27 protein-coding genes and 1 pseudogene are annotated in these 26066 nt (G+C 63.4%); 20 read left to right on the top strand and 8 right to left on the bottom strand.

Annotated elements, in window-relative coordinates; genetic code table 11:
* Positions 1-9: 9 nt before the first annotated feature.
* A pseudogene (locus FJV77_RS33110) lies at positions 10-168 on the top strand (MFS transporter); the annotation flags it as partial.
* 87 nt (positions 169-255) lie between these two features.
* Positions 256-1311: a succinylglutamate desuccinylase/aspartoacylase family protein gene (locus FJV77_RS27260; RefSeq protein WP_142869612.1), complete on the top strand. Its 1056-nt coding sequence runs from the start codon at positions 256-258 to the stop codon at positions 1309-1311.
* Between the two features lies 1 nt (position 1312).
* On the opposite strand, the gene FJV77_RS27255 is transcribed toward FJV77_RS27260, so the two are convergent.
* Positions 1313-2083: an isocitrate lyase/phosphoenolpyruvate mutase family protein gene (locus FJV77_RS27255; protein WP_142869611.1), complete on the bottom strand. Its 771-nt coding sequence runs from the start codon at positions 2081-2083 to the stop codon at positions 1313-1315.
* Between the two features lie 314 nt (positions 2084-2397).
* Between FJV77_RS27255 and FJV77_RS27250 the strand changes: the two genes are divergently transcribed.
* Together FJV77_RS27250 and FJV77_RS27245 are read left to right on the top strand one after the other, a co-directional pair.
* The gene (locus tag FJV77_RS27250; RefSeq protein ID WP_142869610.1) at positions 2398-4590 is read left to right on the top strand and encodes an anthranilate synthase; all 2193 of its coding nucleotides are present in this window, start codon (positions 2398-2400) and stop codon (positions 4588-4590) included.
* Between the two features lie 5 nt (positions 4591-4595).
* The gene (locus FJV77_RS27245) at positions 4596-5543 is read left to right on the top strand and encodes a cation diffusion facilitator family transporter (RefSeq protein ID WP_142869609.1); all 948 of its coding nucleotides are present in this window, start codon (positions 4596-4598) and stop codon (positions 5541-5543) included.
* A 192-nt stretch (positions 5544-5735) separates the two neighbouring features.
* Here FJV77_RS27245 and FJV77_RS27235 read toward each other — a convergent pair whose 3' ends face one another.
* On the bottom strand, positions 5736-6833 hold the full coding sequence (locus FJV77_RS27235) for a hypothetical protein (protein WP_142869608.1): 1098 nt from the start codon (positions 6831-6833) through the stop codon (positions 5736-5738).
* 101 nt (positions 6834-6934) lie between these two features.
* Here FJV77_RS27235 and FJV77_RS27230 point away from each other — a divergent pair, with 101 nt between their 5' ends.
* The 7 genes from FJV77_RS27230 to FJV77_RS27200 all read left to right on the top strand — a co-directional run bounded on the left by FJV77_RS27230 (position 6935) and on the right by FJV77_RS27200 (position 11288).
* Complete coding sequence (locus FJV77_RS27230; protein WP_142869607.1) at positions 6935-7363, top strand: DsrE family protein; 429 nt, start codon at positions 6935-6937, stop codon at positions 7361-7363.
* A gap of 68 nt (positions 7364-7431) precedes the next feature.
* Entirely contained in the window at positions 7432-8214 is a 783-nt protein-coding gene (locus FJV77_RS27225; RefSeq protein ID WP_142869606.1) for an SDR family oxidoreductase, read from the top strand.
* 45 nt (positions 8215-8259) lie between these two features.
* Complete coding sequence (locus FJV77_RS27220; protein ID WP_142869605.1) at positions 8260-8568, top strand: putative quinol monooxygenase; 309 nt, start codon at positions 8260-8262, stop codon at positions 8566-8568.
* Positions 8569-8683: 115 nt separating this feature from the next.
* Positions 8684-8923 (top strand): type II toxin-antitoxin system Phd/YefM family antitoxin, encoded by a 240-nt coding sequence (locus FJV77_RS27215; RefSeq protein WP_185970444.1) that lies wholly within the window; start codon positions 8684-8686, stop codon positions 8921-8923.
* Entirely contained in the window at positions 8920-9306 is a 387-nt protein-coding gene (locus tag FJV77_RS27210) for a type II toxin-antitoxin system VapC family toxin (protein WP_142869603.1), read from the top strand. Before FJV77_RS27215 ends, FJV77_RS27210 begins: the two co-directional genes overlap by 4 nt.
* A 76-nt stretch (positions 9307-9382) precedes the next feature.
* Positions 9383-10486, top strand: coding sequence for an AbrB family transcriptional regulator (locus FJV77_RS27205; RefSeq protein ID WP_142869602.1), 1104 nt, complete (start codon positions 9383-9385; stop codon positions 10484-10486).
* A 49-nt stretch (positions 10487-10535) separates the two neighbouring features.
* Positions 10536-11288, top strand: a complete 753-nt coding sequence (locus FJV77_RS27200) for an SDR family NAD(P)-dependent oxidoreductase (protein ID WP_142869639.1) — start codon at positions 10536-10538, stop codon at positions 11286-11288.
* A 53-nt stretch (positions 11289-11341) separates the two neighbouring features.
* Here the strand turns inward: FJV77_RS27200 and FJV77_RS27195 are convergent, their stop codons facing one another.
* Positions 11342-12238, bottom strand: a complete 897-nt coding sequence (locus FJV77_RS27195; RefSeq protein WP_142869601.1) for a LysR family transcriptional regulator — start codon at positions 12236-12238, stop codon at positions 11342-11344.
* 148 nt (positions 12239-12386) lie between these two features.
* Here FJV77_RS27195 and FJV77_RS27190 point away from each other — a divergent pair, with 148 nt between their 5' ends.
* The gene (locus FJV77_RS27190; RefSeq protein WP_142869600.1) at positions 12387-13922 is read left to right on the top strand and encodes an MFS transporter; all 1536 of its coding nucleotides are present in this window, start codon (positions 12387-12389) and stop codon (positions 13920-13922) included.
* A 12-nt stretch (positions 13923-13934) separates the two neighbouring features.
* On the opposite strand, the gene FJV77_RS27185 is transcribed toward FJV77_RS27190, so the two are convergent.
* The 3 genes from FJV77_RS27185 to FJV77_RS27175 are packed head-to-tail and all read right to left on the bottom strand — an operon-like array spanning position 13935 to position 16076.
* Positions 13935-14249, bottom strand: coding sequence for a nuclear transport factor 2 family protein (locus FJV77_RS27185; protein ID WP_142869599.1), 315 nt, complete (start codon positions 14247-14249; stop codon positions 13935-13937).
* A complete protein-coding gene (locus FJV77_RS27180) occupies positions 14249-14731 on the bottom strand; it encodes a hypothetical protein (protein ID WP_246691397.1) in 483 nt (160 codons plus the stop codon). The genes FJV77_RS27185 and FJV77_RS27180 overlap by 1 nt, the downstream gene beginning before the upstream one ends.
* 7 nt (positions 14732-14738) lie before the next feature.
* Positions 14739-16076: an ATP-grasp domain-containing protein gene (locus tag FJV77_RS27175; protein ID WP_246691396.1), complete on the bottom strand. Its 1338-nt coding sequence runs from the start codon at positions 16074-16076 to the stop codon at positions 14739-14741.
* Positions 16077-16102: 26 nt separating this feature from the next.
* On the opposite strand from FJV77_RS27175, the gene FJV77_RS32545 reads away from it, so the two are divergent.
* The 5 genes from FJV77_RS32545 to FJV77_RS27150 all read left to right on the top strand — a co-directional run bounded on the left by FJV77_RS32545 (position 16103) and on the right by FJV77_RS27150 (position 21814).
* A complete protein-coding gene (locus FJV77_RS32545; RefSeq protein ID WP_185970447.1) occupies positions 16103-16339 on the top strand; it encodes a hypothetical protein in 237 nt (78 codons plus the stop codon).
* Between the two features lie 216 nt (positions 16340-16555).
* Complete coding sequence (leuA, locus tag FJV77_RS27165) at positions 16556-18232, top strand: 2-isopropylmalate synthase (protein ID WP_246691400.1); 1677 nt, start codon at positions 16556-16558, stop codon at positions 18230-18232.
* Between the two features lie 196 nt (positions 18233-18428).
* Entirely contained in the window at positions 18429-20204 is a 1776-nt protein-coding gene (locus FJV77_RS27160) for a hypothetical protein (RefSeq protein ID WP_142869597.1), read from the top strand.
* A 106-nt stretch (positions 20205-20310) separates the two neighbouring features.
* Positions 20311-21114 (top strand): alpha/beta fold hydrolase, encoded by an 804-nt coding sequence (locus FJV77_RS27155; protein WP_142869596.1) that lies wholly within the window; start codon positions 20311-20313, stop codon positions 21112-21114.
* A gap of 82 nt (positions 21115-21196) precedes the next feature.
* Positions 21197-21814 carry a hypothetical protein gene (locus FJV77_RS27150; RefSeq protein WP_142869595.1) on the top strand — a complete coding sequence of 206 codons (618 nt, stop codon included), beginning with the start codon at positions 21197-21199 and terminating at the stop codon, positions 21812-21814.
* On the opposite strand, the gene FJV77_RS27145 is transcribed toward FJV77_RS27150, so the two are convergent.
* Positions 21804-22739 (bottom strand): metallophosphoesterase, encoded by a 936-nt coding sequence (locus FJV77_RS27145; RefSeq protein ID WP_142869638.1) that lies wholly within the window; start codon positions 22737-22739, stop codon positions 21804-21806. The genes FJV77_RS27150 and FJV77_RS27145 overlap by 11 nt on opposite strands.
* A gap of 71 nt (positions 22740-22810) precedes the next feature.
* Here FJV77_RS27145 and FJV77_RS27140 point away from each other — a divergent pair, with 71 nt between their 5' ends.
* Complete coding sequence (locus FJV77_RS27140; protein WP_185970443.1) at positions 22811-23311, top strand: NUDIX domain-containing protein; 501 nt, start codon at positions 22811-22813, stop codon at positions 23309-23311.
* A gap of 90 nt (positions 23312-23401) precedes the next feature.
* On the opposite strand, the gene FJV77_RS27135 is transcribed toward FJV77_RS27140, so the two are convergent.
* The gene (locus FJV77_RS27135) at positions 23402-24388 is read right to left on the bottom strand and encodes a glutathione S-transferase family protein (RefSeq protein ID WP_142869594.1); all 987 of its coding nucleotides are present in this window, start codon (positions 24386-24388) and stop codon (positions 23402-23404) included.
* Between the two features lie 271 nt (positions 24389-24659).
* Between FJV77_RS27135 and FJV77_RS27130 the strand changes: the two genes are divergently transcribed.
* Together FJV77_RS27130 and FJV77_RS27125 are read left to right on the top strand one after the other, a co-directional pair.
* Positions 24660-25196, top strand: coding sequence for an N-acetyltransferase (locus FJV77_RS27130; RefSeq protein ID WP_142869593.1), 537 nt, complete (start codon positions 24660-24662; stop codon positions 25194-25196).
* A gap of 92 nt (positions 25197-25288) precedes the next feature.
* Complete coding sequence (locus tag FJV77_RS27125; protein ID WP_142869592.1) at positions 25289-26050, top strand: 3-hydroxyacyl-CoA dehydrogenase; 762 nt, start codon at positions 25289-25291, stop codon at positions 26048-26050.
* Positions 26051-26066: the final 16 nt, after the last annotated feature.

Raw genomic sequence — 26066 nt, 5'->3', positions numbered from 1 at the left:
TGGAAGGGTGGCGCCTGGATCGGCGGATTGGCCCTTTCGGCGGGCGTCTCCCACGCTCACCTGCCGCTGGTCGGCGCGGTTCTGGCGCTGCTGGCCGTCACCGTGGCCGTTGTCTCGCAGGCGCTTGAACGCTCAGCTCCTGTGGCCGTTCCGGCTGCCGCGGAATGATATTGCGCCCATGGCGGCGCAAACTGGACCAATCGACAGCCCTACGGCAAACGTGCATGTGTTCTGCCTCTTTCCTGGAGGCATCCCATGCAGAAATCGATCGAACGCATTTCTGGCGACAGCGAAGGCGTTTTCTACGAATTCCCGGCATTCCGCTTCACCGGCGCCGACAAGGCAGCGCCCTCTGCCTATCTGCAGTCGGCACTCCATGCCGGCGAATTGCCGGGCGTCGTCGCCATCGACGCATTGATGCCGGCGCTGAACAAGGCCGAGGCTGAAGGCCGCATCAAGGGCAACATCACGGTCGTGCCCTGGGCCAACCCGATCGGCCGCGCGCAATATCATTTCGGTGAACATCAAGGCCGCTTTCATCTCGGCACACGCACCAACTTCAACCGTGCCTTTCCGCTGCTTGCCGCACCTGATACCGCATTGTTGCCGGACACCACGTTCGGAACTGCCGACCAGCAGTTGAAGACGCGGCTGCTGCAACTTTCGATCGGCCACGACATCGTGCTTGATCTGCATTGTGACGATGAAGGGCTGGCCTATCTCTACGTCCACACCAGCCTGTGGCCGGCAATGGCCGATTGCGCCGCCGCCATGGGCATCGACGCGGTGGTGCTATGGAGAGAAGACAGCGACGGGACCTTCGAGGGTGCCACGATCATGCCCTACCAGAACGTCCCCGCCGGCGTGGCGAAGTTCGAGCGGCGCGTCGCCACCACGGTCGAATATCGCGGCATGCTCGATGTCGACGGCAGGCTGGCCGCATCCGATGCCGAAGGTCTCTACCGGCTGCTGGTGGCGCGCGGCGTGATCGCCGACCCGGCCCTACCCGCACCAGGTCCTTTCACTGGTTTCGTCGCGCCGTTGGAAAACATCGACATGATGCCGGCACCCCGGGCGGGTGCCGTGCTCTACGACGTGAAGCCCGGGGACCGCGTCGCCAAGGGCGCGCGCCTCGCCACCATCGTCCACACACCAGGCGAGACGGGCGGCCGCACGGAAGTATTTGCCCCGCAGGACGACGTCATCCTGACCCGCCGCGCGCGCCGCATCATCCGCGCGGGCGAGGACCTCTTGAAGCTGGTCGGCGACAAGAAGAGCGCCGACGCAAGGTCAGGGACGCTGGAGGACTGACCTATCCGGAAATGGCCAACCGCGCCTTGGCCTCCAGCCATTCGGCCATCTGCCGGTAAGGCACAGGCCCGTGGCTGATGCGGGAGACGCCGAGCTCGGCCAGACGCTGGCGCGGCGGCACATGCGCCAGCGCGATAATGTTGACCGGCAACGCGGTGGCTTTACAGAGCGTCGCGATCAGCCCCTCATCGCCAAGACCGGGCGCAAAGAAACCGCTCGCGCCGGCCTTTTCATAGGCCTTTGCCCGCTCGATCGCCTGGTCGAGCAGGCCCTTGTCATGCGCATCCGGCGTCGCCTTGAGGAAGATGTCGGTGCGGGCGTTGAGGTAGGCGGGAATGCCCGAAGCCTTCACCGCTGCCGCCGCCGCCTCGATCCGCTTCACCTGCACGGCGATGTCGTGCAGGCCAGTTCCGCCGACGATCTGGTCCTCGAAATTGAAGCCGATGGCGCCGGCCTGCAAGGCGCGCGTGACCGTCTGAGCGACGACCTCCGGCTCGGGGCCGTAGCCGCCTTCGAGATCCATGGTCACCGGCAGGTCGACCGCAGTCACGATACGCTTGATGTTATCCAGCGCCAGCTCCAGCGGGATTTTCTCGCCATCGGCATAGCCGAAGGCGGCCGCGACCGGCCAGCTTCCGGTGGCGATGGCCTTGGCTCCGGCTCTCTCGACGATCTTGGCCGAACCCGGATCCCAGGCATTGTAGAGAACGATCGGGTTTCCCTTGACGTGGAGGGAATGGAACGTGCGTGCGCGTTCGATCTGGTCGGTCATCGGTGTCTTCCCGTCTTCTCGATGTTGCGTGGTTAGTCTAGGCAGGCACGCCGGCCCTGGCGATGTGCCATGAGCCCCGGAAGCGGCGGCCAGGCCTTTCAAACCTGTTGCGCATCCGGCTTTTCGCCGCTATGGATTTCGCCCATGAACATGCGTTCGATCAAGACCGTTTGGTGGTGGGCTCGCTGACAGCGGCCTGTTCGAACGCGTGCGCGTGAAAATAGAAGGTGGCCGCAACGGAATGTCCGGGCGGCCATTTGTTTTTTCAAAGCCAGTCCCGGGTCCGTTGCCCAACAAGCCAGATGGAGACGGCAATGACGACGATGAAGGTTCTGGAAAACGGCGCGGAACGCTTCGTGACCGCGGGTGGCGTCACCATTACGCGCGAGCGCCACGACAAGCCCTATGCCGGCGCGATCGACTCCTATGTCGACGGGCTGAATTCGCGCCGCGGGGCCGTGTTTTCCTCGAACTACGAATATCCCGGCCGCTATACGCGCTGGGATACGGCCATCATCGACCCGCCGCTGGTGATCTCGGCTGGCGGCCGCGCCATGCGCATCGAGGCGCTGAACGGCCGTGGAAAGGTGCTGTTGCCGGTAATCGGCAAGGCGCTTGCCGGCTTGAGCGAAGTTACAATCACCGAAACCTCGAAAAAGCTGATCCGCCTCGATGTCGCCAAGCCCGGCCGGGTCTTCACTGAGGAAGAGCGCAGCCGCGTTCCCTCCGTCTTCACCGTGCTGCGCGCCATCACCGCTCTGTTCAAGACCGACGAAGACGCCAATCTCGGCCTCTACGGCGCTTTCGGCTACGATCTCGCCTTCCAGTTCGATCCGGTCGACTACAAACTCGAGCGCAGAGAGAGCCAGCGCGACCTCGTGCTGTTCCTGCCCGACGAGATCCTGGTCGTCGACCATTACTCGACCAAGGCCTGGACCGACCGCTACGACTATTCCGGCGAGGGTTTTTCGACCGAGGGGCTGCCGCGTGACGAAATCGCAGAGCCGTTCAAGACCGCCGACCGAATCCCGCCGCGCGGCGACCATGAGCCCGGCGAATATGCCAATCTGGTGCGCAAGGCGATGGATAGCTTCAAGCGCGGCGATTTGTTCGAGGTCGTGCCCGGGCAGATGTTCTACGAGCGTTGCGAGACGCAGCCTTCCGAAATTTCGCGCAAGCTGAAGTCGATCAACCCCTCGCCCTATTCCTTCTTCATAAACCTCGGCGAAAACGAGTATCTGATCGGCGCTTCGCCCGAAATGTTCGTGCGCGTCAATGGCCGCCGGGTCGAGACCTGCCCGATCTCCGGCACGATCAAGCGCGGCGACGACGCCATTTCCGACAGCGAGCAGATCCTGAAGCTGCTCAACTCCAAGAAGGACGAATCCGAGCTGACCATGTGCTCGGACGTCGACCGCAACGACAAGTCCAGGGTCTGCGATCCAGGCTCGGTGCGCGTCATCGGCCGCCGCCAGATCGAAATGTATTCGCGCCTGATCCACACCGTCGATCACATCGAAGGCCGGCTGCGCGAAGGCATGGACGCCTTCGACGCCTTCCTGTCGCATGCCTGGGCGGTCACCGTCACCGGCGCGCCGAAACTCTGGGCCATGCGGTTCATCGAGCAGAACGAGAAGAGCCCGCGCGCCTGGTATGGCGGCGCCATCGGCATGGTCAATTTCAACGGCGACATGAACACCGGCCTGACCTTGCGCACCATCCGCATCAAGGACGGCATCGCCGGGGTGCGCGCCGGCGCCACGCTGCTCTTCGACAGCATCCCCGAGGAAGAAGAAGCCGAAACCGAACTGAAGGCATCCGCCATGCTCTCCGCCATCCGCGACGCCAAATTAGGCAATGCCGCCGGCGCCGAACGCACCACCGCGCGCGTCGGCGACGGCGTCAACATCCTGCTCGTCGACCATGAGGACTCCTTCGTCCACACGCTGGCCAACTATTTCCGCCAGACCGGCGCCAATGTCTCGACCGTGCGCACGCCGGTGCCGGAGGAAGTCTTCGAGCGGCTGAAGCCGGATCTCGTCGTGCTGTCGCCCGGACCGGGCACACCGAAGGATTTCGACTGCGCCGCCACCATCAAGAAGGCCAGGGCCCGCGACCTGCCGATCTTCGGCGTCTGCCTCGGTCTGCAGGCGCTGGCCGAAGCCTATGGCGGCGAACTCCGACAGTTGCATGTGCCGATGCATGGCAAGCCGTCGCGCATCCGGGTCTCCAAGCCCGGCATCATCTTCTCCGGTCTGCCCAAGGAAGTCACCGTCGGCCGCTACCACTCGATTTTTGCCGATCCGGTGCGGCTGCCCGACGGTTTCGTTGTCACCGCCGAGACCGAGGACGGTGTCATCATGGCCTTCGAGCATCGCAAGGAGCCCATAGCCGCCGTACAGTTCCATCCGGAATCGATCATGACGCTCGGCCACAATGCCGGCATGCGCATCATCGAGAACATCGTTGCGCATCTGCCGCGCAAGGCCAAGGAAAAGGCGGCCTGACCGGTATGGCCGCAGCGGACAGCGTGACGGCGATCGCGGCAAAGGAGGCGGCCAAGCAAAGGGTCGCCGCCCTCGCCTTCTGGTCGATCGTCGTCGCCTGCGTCGTGCTCGCGCTGAAGCTTGCCGCCTGGTACGTCACGGGCTCCGTCGCGCTCTATTCGGACGCGTTGGAATCGATCGTCAACGTCATCGCCTCGGCCGCCGCTTATTGGGCGATCCAGGTCAGCTACAAGCCGGCCGACCAGGACCATCCATTCGGCCACCACAAGGCGGAGTATTTCTCGGCCGTACTGGAAGGCGTGCTGATCGTGCTGGCAGCACTTTTGATCCTCACCGAGGTCTGGCGCTCCTGGCAGGCGCCGACGCCGCTTGAACAGCCTTGGGAAGGTCTCGCGATCAATGGCGTCGCCACCGTCATCAACGCTTTCTGGGCCTGGACGCTGATCCGCGCCGGCCGCAGCGCAAAATCACCGGCGCTGGTTGCCGACGGCCGCCACATCATGACCGATGTGGTGACTTCCGTCGGCGTCTTCGGCGGTCTCGTCGGCGCAATCCTGACCGGCTGGCAAATCCTCGATCCGGTGCTTGCCGTCATCGTGGCGCTCAACATCCTGTGGCAGGGCTGGCATGTCATCGGCTCGTCGATGAACGGGCTGATGGACCGCGCCGTCGACACGCAGGAACACATGCATATCCGCGACACTATCTCGGCCAATTGCAAGGGCGCGCTGGAGGTTCATGACCTCAAGACTCGCATCGCCGGCCGTGCCACCTTCATCGAGTTCCACCTGGTCGTCGACGCCGATATGACCGTCGGCGCCAGCCACGTTATCTGCGACCGCATCGAGGATGCGCTGAAAGCCGAAATCCCCTCGGTGCGCGTCACCATCCATGTCGAACCGGATGATGAAGCGAAGCTGCCGAAAGGCACGACGGCGGTGCCTTTCGCCTGAAGTGGTTCACCAGGTCTGGATCAATTCAGACAGGATGACTCACCAAATAATTAAAGACCTCATCGAGACTGGAACGGATCTGCTCCGCCGGCTTCTCCAACGCCGCCTCAACAAAATCGTCATCGAGCGGCCCTACAAATTGATCGAGCCGGTGCCAATCCTGTGGAAGCGGTTCTGGGTCATGACCGGACCTCAAGGCGCACACGCCGACTGTGGCATCGACTCCAGCCGGTAGACCTTGTCATCGGACGCGGTCTTGCCGTCCGCCGCCTTTGAGCACAGGTCGACGATTGCCAGGCTGCTGTTGGGGTTGGCCAGCATCATGGTGCCGTTGGCGCCGCGCTTGAGGTAGATTTCCTTTTGGCTGATGTCGCAGGAAAAATTGCTCATCTTCGAACTCGCCGCGCAGCGCCACTGGTCCGCCTCGCCCTGGCAGGAATAGGTCTGCGTGACCTTGGCCCCGTTCTTCCTGGTGGTCACCGAAACGGCGATGTCGGCGCCGTCGGGCCAGTTGGCGACATCGCCGCCCGAGGCGAAGGAGGCAAGCTCGACCGGTCCGCGGAAGACGCGGATCGACTGCGTCACCTGATCGGGATGAGAGCTCAGGTGCGCGGCATCGTAATCGCGTCCGAAACAGAAAGGCTGGTCCGGCTTCAGCCGTTCGCGCAAGGGGACGCCAAGCGCCGGATCGATCGGATCGATCTTGGCGAATTCGGCCTTACAGGTCCCCGCCGGCATCGGGTCGAGGCGGAAATTATCGTCCTCCGAGCCCAGCGCCTGCCGGTCATATTCAGCCTCGCCCAGTTCGTCTTCCGATCCGGCGTCGAGATAGAGATCGGACGAGACATCGGTGAGGATCAGGCGGCCTTTGTCATCGAGCTTCAGCGAAGCCATGGTGCGGTCGCAGTCCATGCCGCAGCGGATCGGGCCCGACTTGTCGTCCTCGGACTCGTGATTGCACCAGCCGCCGGCCCATTGCGGCGTCTTGGCGCCACGCACGGTGGTGGTGAGAAAGCCGTTGTAGGAGGTATCGGCGTTCGCCGTCGGCTCCTCGTTCGGACGGCTCACCGGATCATGGCCATAGAGGAAGAATATCCGCGCCACCTTCTGCTTCGGATGCGCCTTGAGGTGGGCGGCGTCATAAACACGACCGAAACAGGCATCGGCGCCACTCGCACTGAGTTCGGGCAATTTAAGCGCATCGTCGGCCACAGCCGAACCCGCAAGTGCGCCGAGCAGCATGGCGCCAAATCCGGCGACGGCGAAATTCTTCCACTTCCTGAATGCCATTGGACCCCCTCCTCGCATCGACAGGACGTAACGCCGATTTATGCTAGTATCATGGCCGCAGCCACGCAATTTGCGGTGAGCACCAAGCCGAGGAGGATGCCATGCGCCGACGCGACATTTTCCGTGCCAGCCTTGCCGGCGCCGCCGGGCTGTTCGGGCTAAGCCGGGCGGCGGCCGCCGAGGATAAACCGAAGGTCGCCTATCACCTCAGCGATCTCGACAAGGTCAATTTCGTGCTCGGCAACATCAAGAACCACTATGAAGGCACCGGCGGCAATGTCGAGATCGTGCTGGTGGTGCATGGTCCCGCACTTGCCGGCTTCAAGTCCAAGGGCATATCGGCGGCGATTTCGGGACGCTTTGCCGGCCTCGTCCAGCAAGGCCTCGAGCCGCATGCTTGCGGCAATACCATGAAAGGCATGGAGATCACCCTTGGCGACCTGCTCGCGGGCTTCCACGCCGCCGACAAGGGCGGCGTCGTCAAGCTCGCCGAACTGCAGCGCCAGGGCTACGCCTATCTGAGGCCCTAGCGGCAGGACTTGAACAGGAGGGCTGCGAGCGCCTACGAAGGACGGGCAGAAATTCCCGGAGAACCGACGTGCCAGCAACCCCCACCCTCGTCATCCCCGATCTTGCCGGCAAGGCGGTGCTGGTCACCGGCGCCTCGACCGGCATAGGCGCTGCCGTTGCGCTGGCCTATGCCGCGCAGAAAAGTCGTGTCGCGCTGCACTACAATTCAAGCCGCGAGGCCGCTGAGAAACTGGCCAAAACCATCCGCGACGGCGGCGGCGAGGTGTTTCTGACCCAGGGCGACTTCTCACAGGCCGCCGATGTCGAGCGTGTCGTCGAGGAGAGCGCCGAGCATTTCGGCCGGCTCGACGGGCTAGTCAACAATGCCGGCGGCATGCTTGGCCGTGTGCCCTATGGCGAGCAGACCGAGGCGCATTACGACGCGGTGATGGACCTCAACGCCCGCTCGGTGCTGACGGCGTCACGCAAGGCGATGCCATGGCTGAAGAGGCAGGGCGGCTTCATCGTCAACACCTCGTCGATCGCGGCGCGCAATGGCGCCGGTGCCGGCGCCGGGCTCTACGGCTCGGCCAAGGCCTTTGTCTCCAACGTCACCCGCGGCATGGCCAAGGAATTGATCGGCTTCGGCATTCGAGTCAATGCGGTGGCGCCGGGCACCATCGCGACGCCGTTTCACGAGCGCTATTCGACCGACGAGCAGATGAAGGGCATGGTCGCCACCATTCCGCAGGGAAGAGCAGGCACAGCGGAAGATTGCGTCGGCGCCTATCTGTTCCTCTCGTCCGACCTCTTGAGCGGCTATATTACCGGACAGGTGATCGAGGTGAACGGTGGCCAGTTGATGCCGTGAGATGCCGACGGCATAATCTTGTCGCTTAAAGGGAGGCGAAGCCAAATGTACGGACTGATCGGCAAGATGCGGGCGGCGCGTGGCCAGCGCGATGCGGTCATGGGCGTGTTGCGTGAGAGCACCGGCGCCCTGCCCGGCTGCCTGAGTTACATCATCGCCACCGACCCGGCCGATGCCGACGCGATCTGGGTCACTGAAGTGTGGACCGATGCTGCAAGCCACAAGGCGTCGCTGCAACTGCCCGAGATCCAGGCCGCGATCGCCAAGGCACGTCCCTTCATCGCCGGCTTCGAGTTCCAGATCGAGACCCATCCAGTCGGCGGCTTCGGCCTGGCTGAGGCCAAGACGGGCTAGCCCAAGTGAAAGTTCAATCCTCCAGCCAGCGAGTTCGCGTGCCCAGGCTGCAAATACTTGCAAAAAGCCGCCGGATAGACTAAGTTCCGTGGACTAAGTCCAATCGGAGCGTATGATGCAAACCGTGAACATCCACAACGCAAAGACCAACCTGTCGCGTCTCGTCGATCAGGCTGCCAAAGGCGAGCCATTTATCATTGCCAAGGCTGGTAAACCGTTGGTCAAAGTGGTGCCCATCGATCAGTCGACACAGGTGCGGCGGGTTGGTTTTATGGCCGGCCAGTTCTCTGTCCCTGAGGATTTTGACAGCATGGGTAGCGAAGAGATTGAGAAATTGTTCGGCGTCAACACGTGAAACTGTTGCTCGACACCCACTTGCTCCTTTTGGCGGCCGGCGAACCGGGCCGATTGCCTCTTGCGGCCCTCGCCGAGATTGAAGACCCGTCGCATGAACTGCTTTTCAGTTCTGCCAGCCTTTGGGAGGTGGCAATCAAACGAGGGCTCGGGCGGGATGACTTTACCGTCGATCCGCGATTGCTGCGGCGAGGCCTCTTCGACAACGGCTATCACGAGTTGCCGATCACCAGCGAACATGCCGTAACCGTCTATGGCCTTCCAGCAATTCACAAGGACCCCTTTGATCGGATCCTCATTGCTCAAGCGACCGTAGAAGGTATTACCTTGCTGACGACCGATGATCTTATAGCCCGCTATCCTGGTCCTATTCGAAAGCTCTGACCGAGATCCTAAGCAAACGTCTTTTTCCTGTGCGCTGGGGTTCGCATTTTTCGCACCCGGGTCTAAGACCAAAAAAATGGAGTCCTCATCCGACCAGCCCGTCCCAGACCAGCCGGCCGTCGAACGCATGACGCGCATGCGTCCGCTTCGGCAGTGGCTGGTGCTGCTGATCTTCTCGCTGCTGTTCGCCGGCGCGCTGGAATATGCCGCACTGCCTGCGGCATTGCTGATCGGGCCGATGCTGGCGGCCATCCTTGCCGGCACCAACGGCGCCACGGTGCGCGTGCCGCGCCCGCTGTTCGGCGCCGCCCAGGCCGTCGTCGGCTGCCTTGTCGCGGCGTCGATCTCCGCCGACATCTTTTCGGTCTTCTACAAGGAATGGCCTCTGTTCCTCGTCGTGGTGCTGGCGACCCTTGCGGCGTCCAGCCTGCTCGGCTGGCTGATCAGCCGCTGGCGCATCCTGCCCGGCACCACCGCGGTCTGGGGCTCTTCACCGGGTGCCGCCACCGCCATGGTGCTGATGGCCGGCGCCTTTGGCGCCGACCAGCGCCTCGTCGCCTTCATGCAGTATCTGCGCGTCATCTTCGTCTCGATGACGGCGGCACTCGTGGCCAAGATGTGGGTCGACACCTCCGGCGTTGAAATCCCAGCCATTGTCTGGTTCCCGCCGATCGACGCAATGGCCTTTGCCGCCACGCTCGGCGTGGCGCTGATCGGCGGCCTGCTCGGCCGCTTGTGCCGATTGCCCTCACCCTTCTTCCTCGGCACCTTCATCTTCGGCACCATCGTTCATCTCGGCTTCGGCGTGGCGATGCAATTGCCGCCATGGCTGCTGGCGCTCTCCTATGCGATGGTCGGCTGGTCGATCGGTCTGAATTTCACCCGGGCGATCCTGCGCCATGCAACACGGGCGCTGCCGCAGATCGTCGGCTCGATCGTCGTGCTGATCGCCTTTTGCGGCGGTCTCGCCTGGCTGATCAGCCATGTCCTCGGCATCGATCCGCTGACCGCCTATCTCGCCACCAGCCCCGGCGGCATGGACAGCGTCGCCATCATTGCCGCCGCCGCGCAGAACGTCGACATCTCCTTCGTCATGGCGCTGCAATCGGCCCGCTTCCTGGTCGTGCTCATCGCCGGGCCGAGCATAGCGCGGCTGGTGGCGAGAGCCGTCAGGGACTGAGTTACGAATTCAAGGATCCGGGAAGAGGAAGTTGCCCATGAACCGTCGCGTGAATGCCGTCGATCTCTCAGGCCGTGTCGCCGTGGTGACGGGCGGCGCGCAAGGCATCGGCCTTGCTGTTGCCCGGCGCTTGCTGTCGTCGGGCGCCAGCGTTGCCATCTGGGATGTCGACCAGGCTGCGATGAAGAACGCCGTCGCCGAACTCGCCCCGCTCGGTCGGATCGAGCCTTTGCTGTGCGATCAATCGCTGATCGAGGCCGTCGACAGCGCCGCGACGCAAACCGAGCGCTCGCTCGGCCCGGTCGATCTGCTCGTCAACAATGCTGGCATTGCCGGACCGGCGGCTACGGTAGTGGACTATGATCCTGCCGCCTGGCGCCAGATCATCGACATCGACCTCAACGGCGTCTTCTACTGCTGCAAACGCCTGGTGCCCGGCATGATCGCACGCAGCTACGGCCGCATCGTCAACATTGCCTCTGTCGCCGGCAAGGAAGGCAATCCGAATGCCGCCGCCTATTCGGCCGCCAAGGCGGGTGTGCTCGCGCTGACCAAATCGCTCGGCAAGGAGCTTGCCGGCCACGACATCGCCGTCAACGCGCTGACGCCGTCGCCCGCCCGTACCCGCATCCTCGAGCAGCTCACCGAGGCACAGGTCGCCTACATGCTGGGCAAGGTGCCGCGCGGCCGGTTCGTCGAAGTGGAAGAGGCCGCGGCCATGATCGCCTTCATGCTGTCGGACGAGAATTCCTTCACCACCGGCGCAACGTTCGACCTCTCCGGCGGACGGGCCACCTACTGAGAAGCAGCGCTAGTCCTCGCCGTCTTCGTCATCGCCATCGGCGCCGCGAAGGACTACGAGCCGTTCAGCGTCGCGGCAAGCCTGTCGGGAAGGAAATCGACGAAAGCGCGCACCTTCGGCGACAAATGGCGATTTGACGGCCACAGCATCCGGAACTGGCCGCGGCCGTCGACATGGTCGTCCAGCACAGTGCGCAATTGCCCATCGCGCAGCGCCTCGCGGACCAGGAAATCGGGCATCGAGCTGATACCGAGACCGGCCATAGTCGCGCCCTTCAGCGCCTCGGTGTTGTTGCAGGTCAGCATCGAGCGGACCTGCGGCTCGACACTGCCGCCGATGAACGGCCAACCCTGCAGCTTGCCGCTGTTTGGAAACCGAAAGCGTATGCCGTAGTGGTTCACGAGATCGTCCGGTCCGCTCGGGTTGCCGTGCCGCTCGATGTAGGAAGGTGCTGCGCACAACAGCAGCCGGAAGGGCGCAAGCGGCCGTGCCACCAGTCGCGAATCCGGCAGCTCGCCGCTGCGGATTGCGATGTCGACGCCTTCGTCGATGAGGTCGACGATGCGATCGTTGAAATCGATGTCGAGTTCGATTTCGGGATAGCGCGCCATGAACTCCGACAGCACCGGCAACAGCAGGTGATAGGTCACGATCGGCGTCGAAACGCGCAGCCGACCATGCGGCGTTTCTCGCGTCCGCGACAGCATCGCCTCGGCATCGTCGATGTCGTCAAGGATGCGCCGCACCCGCTCGCTGAACAGCTTGCCTTCCTCGGTCAGGCCGATGCGGCGCGTGCTGCGCTGCAGCAGCCGCACGCCGAGATCCTGCTCGAGCCTGGCGACGCTCTTGCCGACGGCCGACGCCGAGATGCCAAGCGTTCGGCCGGCGGCGATGAAACTGCCGAACTCGGCGGTGCGGGCAAAGGCCAGAAGGCCGTTGAGGCGTTCCATCGCATCTCTCCATTCGAGCGTTTCAGTCCGGTATATCTGGAGATTTAATACTATTTTTCTGGGAATGTCGCGGGCCTATCTTGTCTTCACGACCGGCGCCGCGCTCCCAGCGGCAGGCCGGCGGATCCTGCTTCAGATAGGAAAACCCATGACTTCCAAGACCACAAACGGCGCCGCCGCGCCATGGCTCGTTCTGCTGTCGGTATGCCTTGCCGCCATGACCATGCCCTTGACCTTCACCGGCCCGGCCGTCGCACTCTCGCGCATCGCAGCCGATCTCGGCGGCAGCCCGATCGCGCTCAACTGGGTGACGAACGCCTTCATGCTGACCTTTGGCGCCACCCTGATGGCGTTGGGCGCGCTCGCCGACAATCATGGCCGCAAGCGGATGTTCATTGTTGGCCTCGGCCTCTATGTCCTGGCCACGCTGGGCGCGATGCTGGCGCCTGACATCGTCTGGTTCGACACACTTCGGGCTGCGCAAGGGCTCGGCAGTGCCGCCGCCTTCGCCGGCGGCGCCTCAGCGCTTGCCCAGGAATTCGAAGGGTCACTGCGGTTGCGCGCCTTTTCCTTCCTCGGCACCAGTTTCGGCATTGGCCTCGCCTTCGGTCCGATCGCCTCCGGCCTCATCATCGAAGCATTCGGCTGGCGGTCGATCTTCGTGCTGGTGGCAGTGCTTGCGATTGCCGCCGCGCTACTGGGTCTGGGCACAATCAAGGAATCGCGCGACCCCGATGCGACTGGCCTCGACTGGGCGGGGGCCGGCACTTTCACGATTGCGCTGGCCGCGCTGACCTACGGCGTGCTTCAGGCGCCGCAGAGCGGCTGGACCGATCCGCTCGTGATCGGGCTGCTTGCCATCGCTGCGCTCTTCTTTGCCGCCTTCGTCATCGTCGAGCGGCGCGTGGGCCGGCCGATGCTCGATCTCTCGCTGTTCCGCTTTCCCCGCTTCGTCGGCGTCCAGTTTCTGGCGGCTGCCCCCGCCTATGGCTTCGTCGTCCTGCTCGTGCTGTTGCCGATCCGCTTCATCGGCATTGAGGGGATGAGCGAGATCGAGGCCGGGCAATTGATGATCTGCCTGTCGGGACCGCTGTTGATCCTGCCTCTGCTTGCCGGCCAGGTGGCGCGCTGGATCGCTCCGGCGACGATCTGCGGCGTCGGCCTGTTGATTGCCGCCGCCGGCCTTGTCTGGCTGAGCCTGACGCCGCCGGTCGCCATCGCCCTCGTGGCGCCGCTGGTGCTGATCGGCATCGGCATCGCTTTGCCCTGGGGGCTGATGGACGGACTTGCCGTCAGCGTCGTGCCGAAGGAGCGCGCCGGCATGGCGGTCGGCATCTTCAACACCACCCGCGTCGCCTGCGAAGGCGTGGCGCTGGCGATCGTCATGGCCGTTCTGTCGGGTTTCACGGCGACGAGACTCACCGCCGAGGGAACGGCGTCTTCCGTTGATGCGGCGGCGGCAGCCCAGCTGCTGGTAACCGGCAATGTCGGCGAAGCAGCAGCCCGCCTGCCGGGAGCCGGAGCCACGGTCCTGATCCAGGCCTACGAGACGGCGTTCGACAGGCTGCTGATCGTGCTGGCGGCAATCACCATCGTCACCGCGCTTGTCGTCTTCCTCGGCCTGCGCCGCGGATCGACCGTGGAGCACGAAGCCGTTCCTGTGCCGGTATGCCAGGAAGGCTAGCCTTGCGCAGCGTCAGCTGATGACCAGGCTCGCTATGCGGTCACCGTCCAGCGTGAAGACCATGTCCCCTTCGCCGTTGAAGCCATCACCTTTGACGGCGATGCGGACGTGGTAGCTGGCATCGGCCTCGGCGATACGGACAATGCGCAGATTGGACTTCACGCCGATATTGTCGGACTGGTTCCAGCGCGCAATCTGCTCGCGGCCGTGGAAGGATCGTCCCCAGTCGGTCAAGGATGCATCCGACGCGAACGTGTCGAGAAACGCTTCGGTGTCACCTTCATTGGTGGCTCCGACGAAACGGCGGATGGGCTCGGGTGTGGTCATCAGTCCAATCTATGCATCAGATCGTCATCCAGCCAGCGGCCGAAGAAATAGACCAGTTGCTTGTGCCACCACGGCCAGTCATGGCTGACATCGCCGCCCCAATAGTCGACCCAGGCGGGAATCGATTTGTCGCGCAGGATCTGTTCCAGCTTGCGCGTCTCGACCAGCATGCGCTCTTCCCAGGCGCCCTGCCCGCAGCAGAAGATCATCCGCAGCGCCTTCAGCCGCGCCAGCAGCTTGGGGTCGACGATGCCGGGCAGATAGTCGAGCGGCGAGTTGTAGAAGATGTCGCCTTCCAGCGCCTTGCCGAAGAAGTCGCGCGCCGAATAGACGCCCGACAGCGCGATGACGCCGCTGGCGAGTTCTGGAAAGCGGAAGATGAAGTTCGAGGAATGGTAGGCGCCCATAGAGCAGCCCGTAAACAGCGGCTTCAACTTGCGTCCGCCATTGGCTTGCTCGGCGGTCGCCAAAAACTGCGGCAACGCCTCCTCACGGACATAGCGGAAATAAGCCTCGTGGCGGTCGATGCGGTGGGCGGCGTCGGCATGCTTGTTGAAGAAAGATTCCGAATCGATGCCGTCGACCGCAAACAGCTGGATACGGCCGGTGTCGATGAATTCGGCCAGCGCCCCCACCCCGCCGGAATCCTCGAACTGATAGAACCGCCCTTGTGAGGTCGGGAACACGACCGGCCTCGCGCAGCGCTCTCTCGTCCTTCGAGCGCATCTGGTAGGCGTAATTTCCCATGGCGCGGCTGAAAACCTTTTCTATCGGCTGATGGTGGACGATCTTGTCGCGATGCGCGGCTAGCACGTCCTCATGGCTGTGCAAATAGTGGAGGTGCTGCTTGCGGCTGGCATAGGCGGTGAAATACTTGCCCTCGTAGGGTCCGCCGGCGGCATCCTTCACCACCATGTCGGCCCATGCCGCATAGACATCGATATCGAACGTGTAGTTGATCGCATCGGTCATCCAGGCGCCGGGCGGCCGCATGTTGACCTCGAGCGCGATGACACGGTCGTCCTTGGTTTCGAACAGCTCGATGTGGAAGAAGCGCTCACGCACGTCGAACGCCTTCAGGATTTTCCTGCCCGCCTCCTCCACCGCCGGCGATATCTTTGGAAAGCAGGTGTAGCTCATGTGGCGGTCCTTGTTGACCACCTCCATGACGCTCTGGTCGTAGCGGTGGCTGGCCGCAAGCACCACCTCGCCGTCACGGTTGACCAGCCCGTCATAGGTCACCACCAGTCCTTCGATGAACTGCTCCATGACGAAGGTCACGTCCTCGGGCTTGTCCCGGAAGAACTGGTTGAGCTCTTTGGCGTTGGAAATCTTGAAGGTGTTCGAGGCGCCGGAACCGGAATCGGGCTTCACCACCACGGGATAGCCGACGCGGCGGATGAAGGTCATGGCGCCTGCCCGGTCGGAGCATTTGCGCTGCGCGATGGTGTCGACGCCGCTCTTGCGGAAGAAGGCGCGCATGCGGCTCTTGCGCTTCAGGTTCTTCACGAAATCGAGCTTGGTGCCGTAGATGTTGAAGTCGGTGCGGATATTGGCTTCCAGCTCCAGCCAATGCTCGTTGAGCGATTCGAAGCGGTCGATGCGGCCCCATTTGTGGATGAAATGGCCCATCGCCCGGAACACCGGATCGTAATCCTCCATATCGGCGACGCGGTAATATTCCGACAGAGCAGCCTTCAGCTTGCCGTCCAGCGCCTCATAGGGCGCGTCGCCGATGCCGAGCACGGTAGCGCCGGCCTTCTTCAGCCGGTCGCAGAAATCGGCGCCGTTGGTGGGAAAATGCGGCGAGAAGAAAACGAAATTCATGGATGACCCCTCGACGGCGAAGCATTGTGATCTCGGCCATTCGCAAGTTTGGCGCATTTGCCGCGCATGGGGAAGAGTGCTCGGGCGCGGTCGAAACGGCAGCCTACTTGCCTCTCTATGGCCGCTCCTGTATGAAAACCGACATGAACACGCGCGCCTCCTCCGTCGCTTCCCGTCCGACCGGCTTTGCCGGCGAGACCGTTCGCGCGCTGGCATCCACCCTGCTTCTTCTCGGCCTTATCGGCGATCGCCGGGTTCGCTGAAGGAGCGCCCGGCGGTCGAACCGCCGCTTACGCGCACGCTCCTTGGCCAGTTCAAAATTGGCACTTCACATCAAGCGAACGAAAATCTGGTAAGGCGCTGCTCGCCACCAATCCGTCCGAAGACCGATCCGCGAGCCGCCGGGAGAAACGACGATGAATGCACGAGAAGAGATCCGATCCGGCGAAGCCGAAAGCGTAAAACGCGCGGCCGGCCACATGCCGGGCGCCGCCCGCAAATACCAGCCCTATCCGACAGTCGGCCTCACCGACCGCACCTGGCCCAACAAGGTCATCGACAAGGCGCCGGTCTGGTGCTCGGTTGATTTGCGCGACGGCAACCAGGCGCTGATCGACCCGATGGGCCATGAGCGCAAGGCGCGCATGTTCGCGCTGCTGCTCGACATGGGCTTCAAGGAGATCGAGATCGGTTTCCCCTCGGCCTCGCAGACCGACTTCGATTTCGCCCGCTGGTGCATCGAACGAGGCAATGTGCCGGCCGATGTCTCGCTGCAGGTGCTGGTGCAGTGCCGTCCCGAACTCATCACCCGCACCTTCGAGGCGCTCAAGGGCGCCACCAACCCGATCGTGCATTTCTACAATTCGACCAGCGAGTTGCAGCGCCGCGTCGTCTTCGAGAAGGATGTCGGCGGCATCAAGCGCATCGCCACCGATGCAGCCAAGATGATCACCGACATGGCGGCGAAGGCCGGCGGCGGTTACCGCTTCGAATATTCGCCGGAGAGCTTTACCGGCACTGAACTCGAAGTCGCGCTGGAGATCTGCAACGCCGTCACCGAGATCGTGAGGCCGACACCCGACAACAAGCTGATCATCAACCTGCCGTCGACGGTCGAAATGTCGACGCCCAACATCTATGCCGATCGCATCGAATGGATGTGCCGCAACCTCGACAACCGCGAAAACCTGTTGATTTCGCTGCACCCGCACAATGATCGCGGCACCGGCATCGCCACCACCGAGCTCGGCCTGATGGCGGGTGCGGACCGCGTCGAAGGCACGCTGTTCGGCAATGGCGAACGCACCGGCAATGTCGACATCGTCACCCTGGCGCTCAACATGTACACCCAAGGCGTCGATCCCCATCTGGATTGCTCCGACATCAACCGGATGAAGGACGTCTACGAATATTCCAACCAGCTGAAGATCCCCGAGCGCCACCCTTACGTCGGCGAACTCGTCTACACCGCCTTTTCCGGCTCGCACCAGGACGCCATCAACAAGGGTATGAAGGCGCTGAAGAAGGCCAATACGCCGGTGTGGGAAGTGCCCTATCTGCCGATCGATCCGGCCGATGTCGGGCGCAGCTACGAGGCTATCATCCGCATCAACTCACAGTCCGGCAAAGGCGGCATCGCCTATGTGCTGCAGGCCGATTACGGCCTCAACCTGCCGCGCAATCTGCAGATCGAGTTCAGCCAGGAGATCCAGGCGATCACCGACGCGGAAGGCAAGGAAGTGCCGGCAAAGCGCATTCATGACCGCTTCCTCGAGACCTATGTCGACCAGCCCGTCGCGCGGCTCAAATTCCTCGACCATCAGACCTACCCTGATACCGAGAAAAAAGGCCGGCGCGTGGTCGAGGCGGTGATCCTCGACAACGGCAAGGAGACGACCATTACTGGATCCGGCACCGGCCCGATCGATGGCTTCGTCGATGCGCTGTCGCGCCATGTCGGCGTCAACATGTCGGTCCTCGACTATTCCGAGCATTCGCTCCAGCGCGGATCGAACGCCTCGGCGATCTCCTATGTCGAGATGGAATATCCCGGCGGCAAGCTGTTCGGCGCCGGCATCAATACCAACATTGTCGCCGCCTCGCTGGAAGCCGTTGTTTCGGCTGCCAACCGTATCATCAACCGCAAGGCTGGCTGATATCTTGCCGGGCGCTGTGTCTCCGCGGCGCCCGGAAATCACCCATTTGCCGGGGGGGAAATCGCGATTTTTTCGTGTTAACCATCGGCAATTATTCGGTGCGGTACGCGATCGCATAACATAAGCATGCTTGAATGGAAGTGCTGGCGCTATATGATTGCGCCTCAACCTGTGCCGACTTCGAGAGGATCGACACTTGCAGCATGCCACGCCTGCCGCCCCCGCAGTGCGCGAGACACTGGAGCGACTGCTCGCCAGCGAAACGTTCGGACGTTCCGAGCGCGCACGCAAGTTGCTGCGCTACCTAGTGGAGCGCGAGCAAGCCGGCGAAGCCGACAGGCTCAAGGGTTTCTCGATCGCCATGGACGTCTTCGGCAAGGACGGCGATTTCGATTCGTCGACCGATGCGGTGGTCCGGGTGCAGGCAGGCAGGCTGCGCGAACTTCTCCAGCATTATTTCGCGAATGAGGGCGTAGCCGAACCGGTCCGCATCGCCATTCCGCGCGGCGGCTATGTGCCGTCCTATGAACTCAACGCCATCCGCCTGCCGGTTGGGCAGGAGTCGGTGGCGCTGGCGCAATCGGTAGCCGCCTTGCCCGGATCGCCCGAGGACCCCGCTCTTGCCGCGCCCCCGGTTGCCTCGATGGCGTCGGCGGTTGCGGAACCTGGACGTTCCCTGGCGCGCCATTTGCACTTCTTCTGGGGCGCGATGGCGCTGGTCATCCTTATGCTGGGCGTGCTCATCCTGCGCCAGGGCAGCGGCGCAGTGCTTGCCGGCAGCGATCCGGCGGCGGCGGTCGAGACGGCGGGCGCAACGAGCAGCATCGCATCGCCGACGGTGGAAGCCCTGCCCGTCATCTACATCGCCGTGAAGGCCACCGGCCCCGAGGCAGGCCGCGTCGCCGCCTCGCTGCGCGCCGGTCTTGCCGGTTTCGACACAATCGACTTCATCGGCCGCGACGCCGACAGCAACCGCGACCCGAGCACCGACCCGACCAGCTTCGTTTTCGATGTCCTGCCCGGACCGATGGCAGGTGACGTGACGCTCGAGCTGCAGAGCGTGGCGACCGGCCGCGTGCTTTTGTCGCGCAATCTGACGACCGGCGACAGCGCGCCCGGTATTGTCGAGGATCGTATCGCCACCATCCTCAGCTCGACCATTCCCGCCGCCGGCCCGCTCTACAGTTACATCGAACAGAACGGCATTCAGACCAGGCTGACGAGGTGCCTGATCCTCAACGACAGATATTATCTCGACCAGAGCACCAAGACCCACGAGGCCGCCTATCGTTGTCTGGAAAACCTTGCCAGCCAAGGCGCGAAATCGTCGCTCGTTTATTCAGAACTGGCATCGCTCCATCTCGAGGCAGCGAGCGACCACTACGCCTATCCGCCTGACGCGACGGTCGAACAAGCGATGTCTTTTGCCCATCGCGCCATCCAGATGGGGCCGACCAGTCCCTACGCGCACCGCGCATACGGTTACCTTTACTCGCGCCTCGGCAACAACGAGGAAGCGATCCGCTGGATGCGCAAGGCCTATGAGCTCAACCCCTACGACCTCAGCATGGCCGCCGCTTACGGCTATGGCCTGATCTTCGCCGGCAAGTATGCCGAGGGAACACCGATCCTTGCCCACGCCGTCGAGACGTTCAGCGGCCACCCGACCTGGTGGGATTATGGGCTCTTCGCCGGACAGTTCATGCTGGGCGATATGAACAAGGCCGCGATCGCCAGCGAGTCGCTGCGCACGACGGCGATGAAATCGCATTATCTGGCGGCGCGGCTGATCGGCGCCAAGGCTGCCGGCCGCGAGCAGCTGGCGGCCAAGCTTCTGGATGAGCTGACCACCAAATTCCCGAAATTCGCCGCTGACCCGCGTGCGGCCTTCGCCGAGCGGAAATATCCCGCCGATCTGACCGAGCGGCTGGTCGAGGCGTTGCGCGCCGCGGGACTCGGTAACGCCAGCTAGTATCTTTCCGGATCGCGAAAATTTTACCGGCCATCGGTCTGGACTGGGAGCAATCCAGCCCAATTCGAAATTTCCTGTCCCATCTTGCAATAATCATACATTTTTCATGGTCCCATCCCTCTATGTTGCCGAGCGGGGCGCCGGGTCGAAGACGGTCGTCCTGCTGCATGGCTTCGGCGGTTGCCATGACATCTGGCGCGAGGTGACCGCGACGCTGGCGCCCGGGATCAGAACACTGGCCTACGATCTTCCGGGACACGGACTGTCACTCGATTTCCCCGCCGGCGGTCCGGCCAAGACGGCGGCGCGAGCAGTTCTCGCGGATCTCGCCGCACGCGGCATAGCAAGGGTGCATGTCGCCGGTCATTCGATGGGCGGTGCGGTAGCCACCCTGATGGCATTGGCTGAACCCGAAACAATAGCCTCGTTGACGCTTCTGGCGCCGGGCGGTTTTGGCCCGGAGATCAATGGGCCGCTGTTGCGTCGCTACGCCGCGGCGGCCGACAGACGCGAAATCCGCACTTGCCTTGCCGCCATGTCGGGACCGCAAAGCCCACCGCCGGAGCGCATCGTAGGTGTCCTGGCAGAAGTACGCCGTCGCCCCGGCCAGTTGCGCAAGCTGGTCGAAATATCAGCCGTCATGACCAGGGATGAGCGGCAGGGCGTCATCCCCCGCAAACAGCTCGACACGCTCGACATGCCGCTGATGGTGGTTTGGGGAGCGGACGATCCGGTGCTGCCCGTAACCCAGGCTGATGGCCTGCCGGCGCATTTTCATGTCCATCACGTGCTCGATGCCGGCCATATGCTGGTCGACGAAGTGCCTGAGGTGGTCGCCCAGGCCGTGCGCCGGAACATGGCCCGCCGCGGCCGGCGTGTGCGTCCGACACTCGACGCCGCAGCGAGCTGAACCTCGCTGGCTCCCAGCATCTCGCCAGTGCATTTTGCCGGCGGCTGTGTTAACTCGCTATTAACCATATTAGCGAGGGATAATGAAGGACTCAGACGAGCAATTCACCTCTTTAACCCCGTCGCGCAAACTGTCCGATGCCGTTCGCGACGTAAAAAACGCCTTTGCCGATCGCGATGATGTCGTGGTCGACATGCGCGAGGCGCACCGGATGCGGCTTGAGCTGCTTGCCGCCGAACTCACCCCGGTCTTTGCCGACGTACCCGCCGACATGGACAATTTCGACTTCGTCGTCTCGTCGGGCCTGCAGCCGCGGCTGTGGATCGACGCCGTCAGCCATGTCGCCATGGGACGCGACCGCCGCACCTACCGTTTCCTGAGGGATACCCGCATCGGCCGCGTGGTGCTTGCCGAATCGACCGATATGAAACCGGTTGCCGATCAAGTTACGCGCTATGTGGCGGAGCGCATCGTCGAGCGCCAGCGCATGATGGAGGGCGGCGTCGAGCCGGCCGTTGCCGGCATGAACCGCGCCACCGTGCGGGAAGCCGAACCACCCTTGCAAGCAACCGCGCCCGGCAAGCGGTGGTCGGCCTTCCTGTCCGGCCTCGGCCTGATCGCCGCCGGCGCGCTGGTAGGACTGGCGGTGGCGGCCGCGCTGTTCTGGGATCGCCTGATGGCGATGAAGATCAGCTTCTGATCAACGATTCCGAGGCCTCGGCATCCACGCCGAGTTCCACCACCTGGAGGTCGGATGGCGGCAAAGCCGGTCCGGTCAGGCCGCGACGCGTCAGCCGGATCCGCCAGCCGCCCTTTTCGCCGTCGATGTCGAGTAGATTGTACTGTGCCGCCGGGTTCTTGCCGCCCGGCGATTGCCCGGCAGCGGAGACGCCGACGACCGGAATCCTGGTGCCGCGTCCGCCGATGAAGAACAGCGACGGCAGGTGCGAATGGCCGTGCAGCACAAGCTCGGCGCCGTGCCGGTGAACGATCTTGTGGAAGCGAGAGATACCGAACAGGCGCTTTTGTTGGGTGACGGCGCCGCGTACCGGGGGATGATGGATCATGATCACCCGCAACAGCCCGCGTTTGGCCGTGGCGTCGAGCACCGAGGCGAGCCTTTGCGCCTGGCCTTCGAGGAAGAAGCCGTTGGCCATGAAAGGTGCTGTAGCGCGCGCCGTCGAGACGCCGATCAGCGCGACGTTGCCGCGCACGCGCAGATAGGGAAAGGTGTTGCGGTCGATTGGTGTGGTGACGCCGTCGCCGCTCATCCACGCCGCCCAGGAGCGGCAGACCTTGTCGAAGGCGCCCGGCACATAGGCGTCGTGATTGCCCGGCACCACCGAGACATCCTCCGGAGGGCCCAGCGTCTCCAGCCAGTGCTTTGCCATTTCGATCTCGCCATCCAGCGCCAGATTGACCAGATCGCCGGTGACGGCGAGGTGGTCGGGACCGCTCGCCTTCATGTCGGCGACGATGGTGTCGATGACGGCATCGTGCATATGGCGGCGGCGGTTGCGCTGCCAGTTGACATAGCCGACCACGCGCTTGGACGCGAGTTCGCGATAGGTTACACCGGGAAGCGGCCCCAGATGGACATCGGAAATATGCGCGAGCCTGAACATCCTTCCTTCATAGGCGACGCGCCCCGCGCTTTCCACTCACTGTTTCCTGTCTGCTTACGGTTTCGCTAGTGATGGCGATATCGGATCCGGAGCAGGCGTTTCGCCAGACCAGTTGGGCGGGCTTCAGGGCAAGGTTGTTCCATCTCTATTTCCTGCTGCGGCGGCCAATGACGCTTGGTGTGCGCGGCCTGATCCACGATCGCGCGTCGAACTCCGTCTTCCTCATCCGCCACACTTACGTCCCCGGCTGGCAATTGCCGGGCGGTGGCGTCGAGCTGGGCGAAACGCTTGGCGAAGCGCTGACGCGGGAATTGGCCGAGGAAGGCAACATCGCGCTCACCGCCCCGCCGGTGCTGAAATCGATGCATTTCAACCGCCGCTCCAGCCGCCGCGACCATGTCGCCTTGTACCTGATTGAGAACTTCAGCCAGACGGCGCCGAAACTGCCGGACCACGAGATCGCCGAAGCCGGCTTCTTCCCGCTTGATCGTCTGCCCGAAGGCACGACGCCGGCGACGTTGCGGCGCATCGCTGAGATTTTTGGTGAGTACCCGGCATCGCCGCACTGGTAGGCCAGAGTTCTCCGACAGCATTAGCTGCTGCGATAACTCTCGCTGCTGAAATCGCAACGTAGTGCGCCATGCGCTCGATTGGATTTGGCGTCACGCCGCCTTCCTGAACCGCGCCCGGTCATGCGGCGCGGCGTAGTCGAGCTCCGGGCCGACCGGCACGATGCGCGTCGGGTTGATGCTCTCGTGGCTGCCGTAGTAATGCGTCTTGATGTGGTGCAGGTTCACCGTGCCGGCGACGCCGGGCACTTGGTAGAGATCGCGCAGATAGTTCGACAGGTTCGGATAGTCGGCGATGCGGCGCAGATTGCATTTGAAATGGCCGACATAGACCGGGTCGAAACGCACCAGCGTCGTGAACAGCCGCCAATCCGCCTCGGTGATGCGCTCGCCGATGAGATAGCGCTGTTTTGACAGCCTCTCCTCCAGAGTGTCGAGTGCCGAGAACAGCTCTCCAAAGGCTTCTTCATAGGCTGCTTGCGTGGTGGCAAAGCCGGCGCGGTAGACGCCATTGTTGATGGCTGGATAGACCAGTGCATTGACCTTGTCGATCTCGGCGCGCAGCGCCGGCGGATAGAAATCGACGCTGGCATCGCCCCAGTCGTCGAAGGCGGAATTGAGCATGCGGATGATCTCGGCGGATTCGTTGGAGACGATGGTCTGTTCCTTTTTGTCCCACAGCACCGGAACCGACACCCGGCCCGAATAGGCGGGACCGGCTTTGGTGTAGATCTGATGCAGGAAATCGAGGCCGTAGACCGTGTCGCCGGTGGCCCCGTCCTCGGCCAGAAAAGTCCAGCCGTCGGCACCGAGGAAATGATGCACGACCGAAACCGAGATGATCCCTTCGAGCTTCTTCAGCGCGCGAAAAATCAGCGTGCGGTGTGCCCACGGACAGGCGAGCGAGACATAAAGATGGTAACGGCCCGGTTCGGCCTTGAAGCCGCGCGTACGGCCTTTAGCTGGCGCGCCATCACGCGTGATCCAGTCACGCCACTGCGTCTCGGCGCGGATGAACCTGCCGCCGCTATCGACCTTGGCCGCGCGGTCCTGCCATTTGCCTTCGACCAGCAAACCCATGCGAAATCTCCTTGCGTGTCTTGGCCAATGTAGGCGCAAAGCGGCAATGTCGAAGTCGTCATCTGCTGAACAGAGCGTCACTCGTCCGAAATGCCTGATAAAAGCGACCGATTGCAGCGGCCGAAAAATGATGCTAGCGGACACTCCGCATGTTCGACTTTACCTCGATACGGTTTGACCGACGACGAAAGGGCGCCCGCGCTTAGAAAGCGCTGACTGGCGAACGCTGCCGCTTGCAGCAACCTTCCTCGTATATCGGACCGCAAAGACCATGAGCCTTGCCGACGTGAAATACCTGCCGGAAACTCCGGCGCATGACCCCGAAATCGAAGCCATCAACGACGAAGCCTTCGGCCCCGGTCGCTTCGTGCTGGCCGCCTACAAGATCCGCGAGGCCGGCGGCCACGAGCGCTCGCTGTCCTTTGTTGCCGTCGATGGTGACATCGTCGTTGCTTCGGTGCGCATGACCCGCATCGCCGCCGGCGCCGGCCGCGCACTGATGCTCGGCCCGCTTGCCGTACGCCCCGCGTTCAAGAATCTCGGCATCGGCCGCCGGCTGGTGGCGATCGCGCTGGAGGCGGCGGCCAAGGCCGGCGCGCCGGCGGTGATCCTTGTCGGCGACGAGCCCTATTACGGCCCGCTCGGCTTCAGAAAGATCCCGCGCGGCCAGATCTCCATGCCACGCCCGGTCGACCTCGACCGGCTGCTGTCGCACGAGATCCTGCCTGGCGCCGTGGCGCGTCTTTCCGGTGAGGTCTGCCATGCCAGCCTTGCCAGGATTGCCGAGAACGTTCTGGCGATGGCCTGATCCCAGTCGATCGAGGCCTCTCGATTAACTGGTCAGGTTGCACCATGGCAGTGACCTCCGTAGCATGACCGCAAAAGCAGGGAGGACGCGGCATGAACCCGAACGGCCAGATTGCGATCGTAACCGGCGGCGGCTCCGGTCTCGGCGAGGCAACCGCCCGCGCGCTCGCTGACAAGGGCGCCCGCGTCGCGATTTTCGATATCGGCATCGACCGGGCGGCGAAGGTGGCGGGCGACATTGGCGGCACCGCCATCCAGTGTGACGTCAGCAGCGCCGACAGCGGTGCGGCCGCGGTCGCCGAAGTAGAAAAAAGGCTTGGGCCGGCGCGCATCCTGGTGAACTGCGCCGGCATTGCCATTGGCGTGAAGACCATCGGCAAGGATGGTCCGCATCCGCTCGACCAGTACCGCAAGGTGATCGAGATCAATTTGATCGGCACCTTCAACATGATCCGCCTCGTCGCGGATCGCGCCGCCAAGCTCGAACCGATGCAGGGCGGCGAGCGCGGCGTCATCGTCAACACGGCGTCGGTCGCCGCCTATGACGGCCAGATCGGCCAGGCCGCCTACGCCGCCTCCAAGGGCGGCGTCGTCGGCATGACGCTGCCGGTTGCCCGCGATCTCGCGCGCTCCGGCATTCGCGTCTGCACCATCGCGCCAGGCATCTTCAAGACGCCGATGATGGCCGGCATGCCGCAGGAGGTGCAGGATTCGCTTGGTGCGGCCGTGCCGTTCCCGTCCCGCCTCGGCGAACCGTCCGAATATGCGGCGCTCGCCCTCCACATCGTCGAGAACCAGATGCTGAATGGCGAAACCATCCGTCTCGACGGCGCCATCCGCATGGCGCCGAAATAGACGGCCATGGCGGCCG

The organism is Mesorhizobium sp. WSM4306 (assembly GCF_007003975.1).
GTDB lineage: Bacteria > Pseudomonadota > Alphaproteobacteria > Rhizobiales > Rhizobiaceae > Mesorhizobium.
The sequence above is the reverse complement of the archived record's forward strand: the minus strand, read 5'-3'. Positions and strand labels throughout refer to the sequence as shown.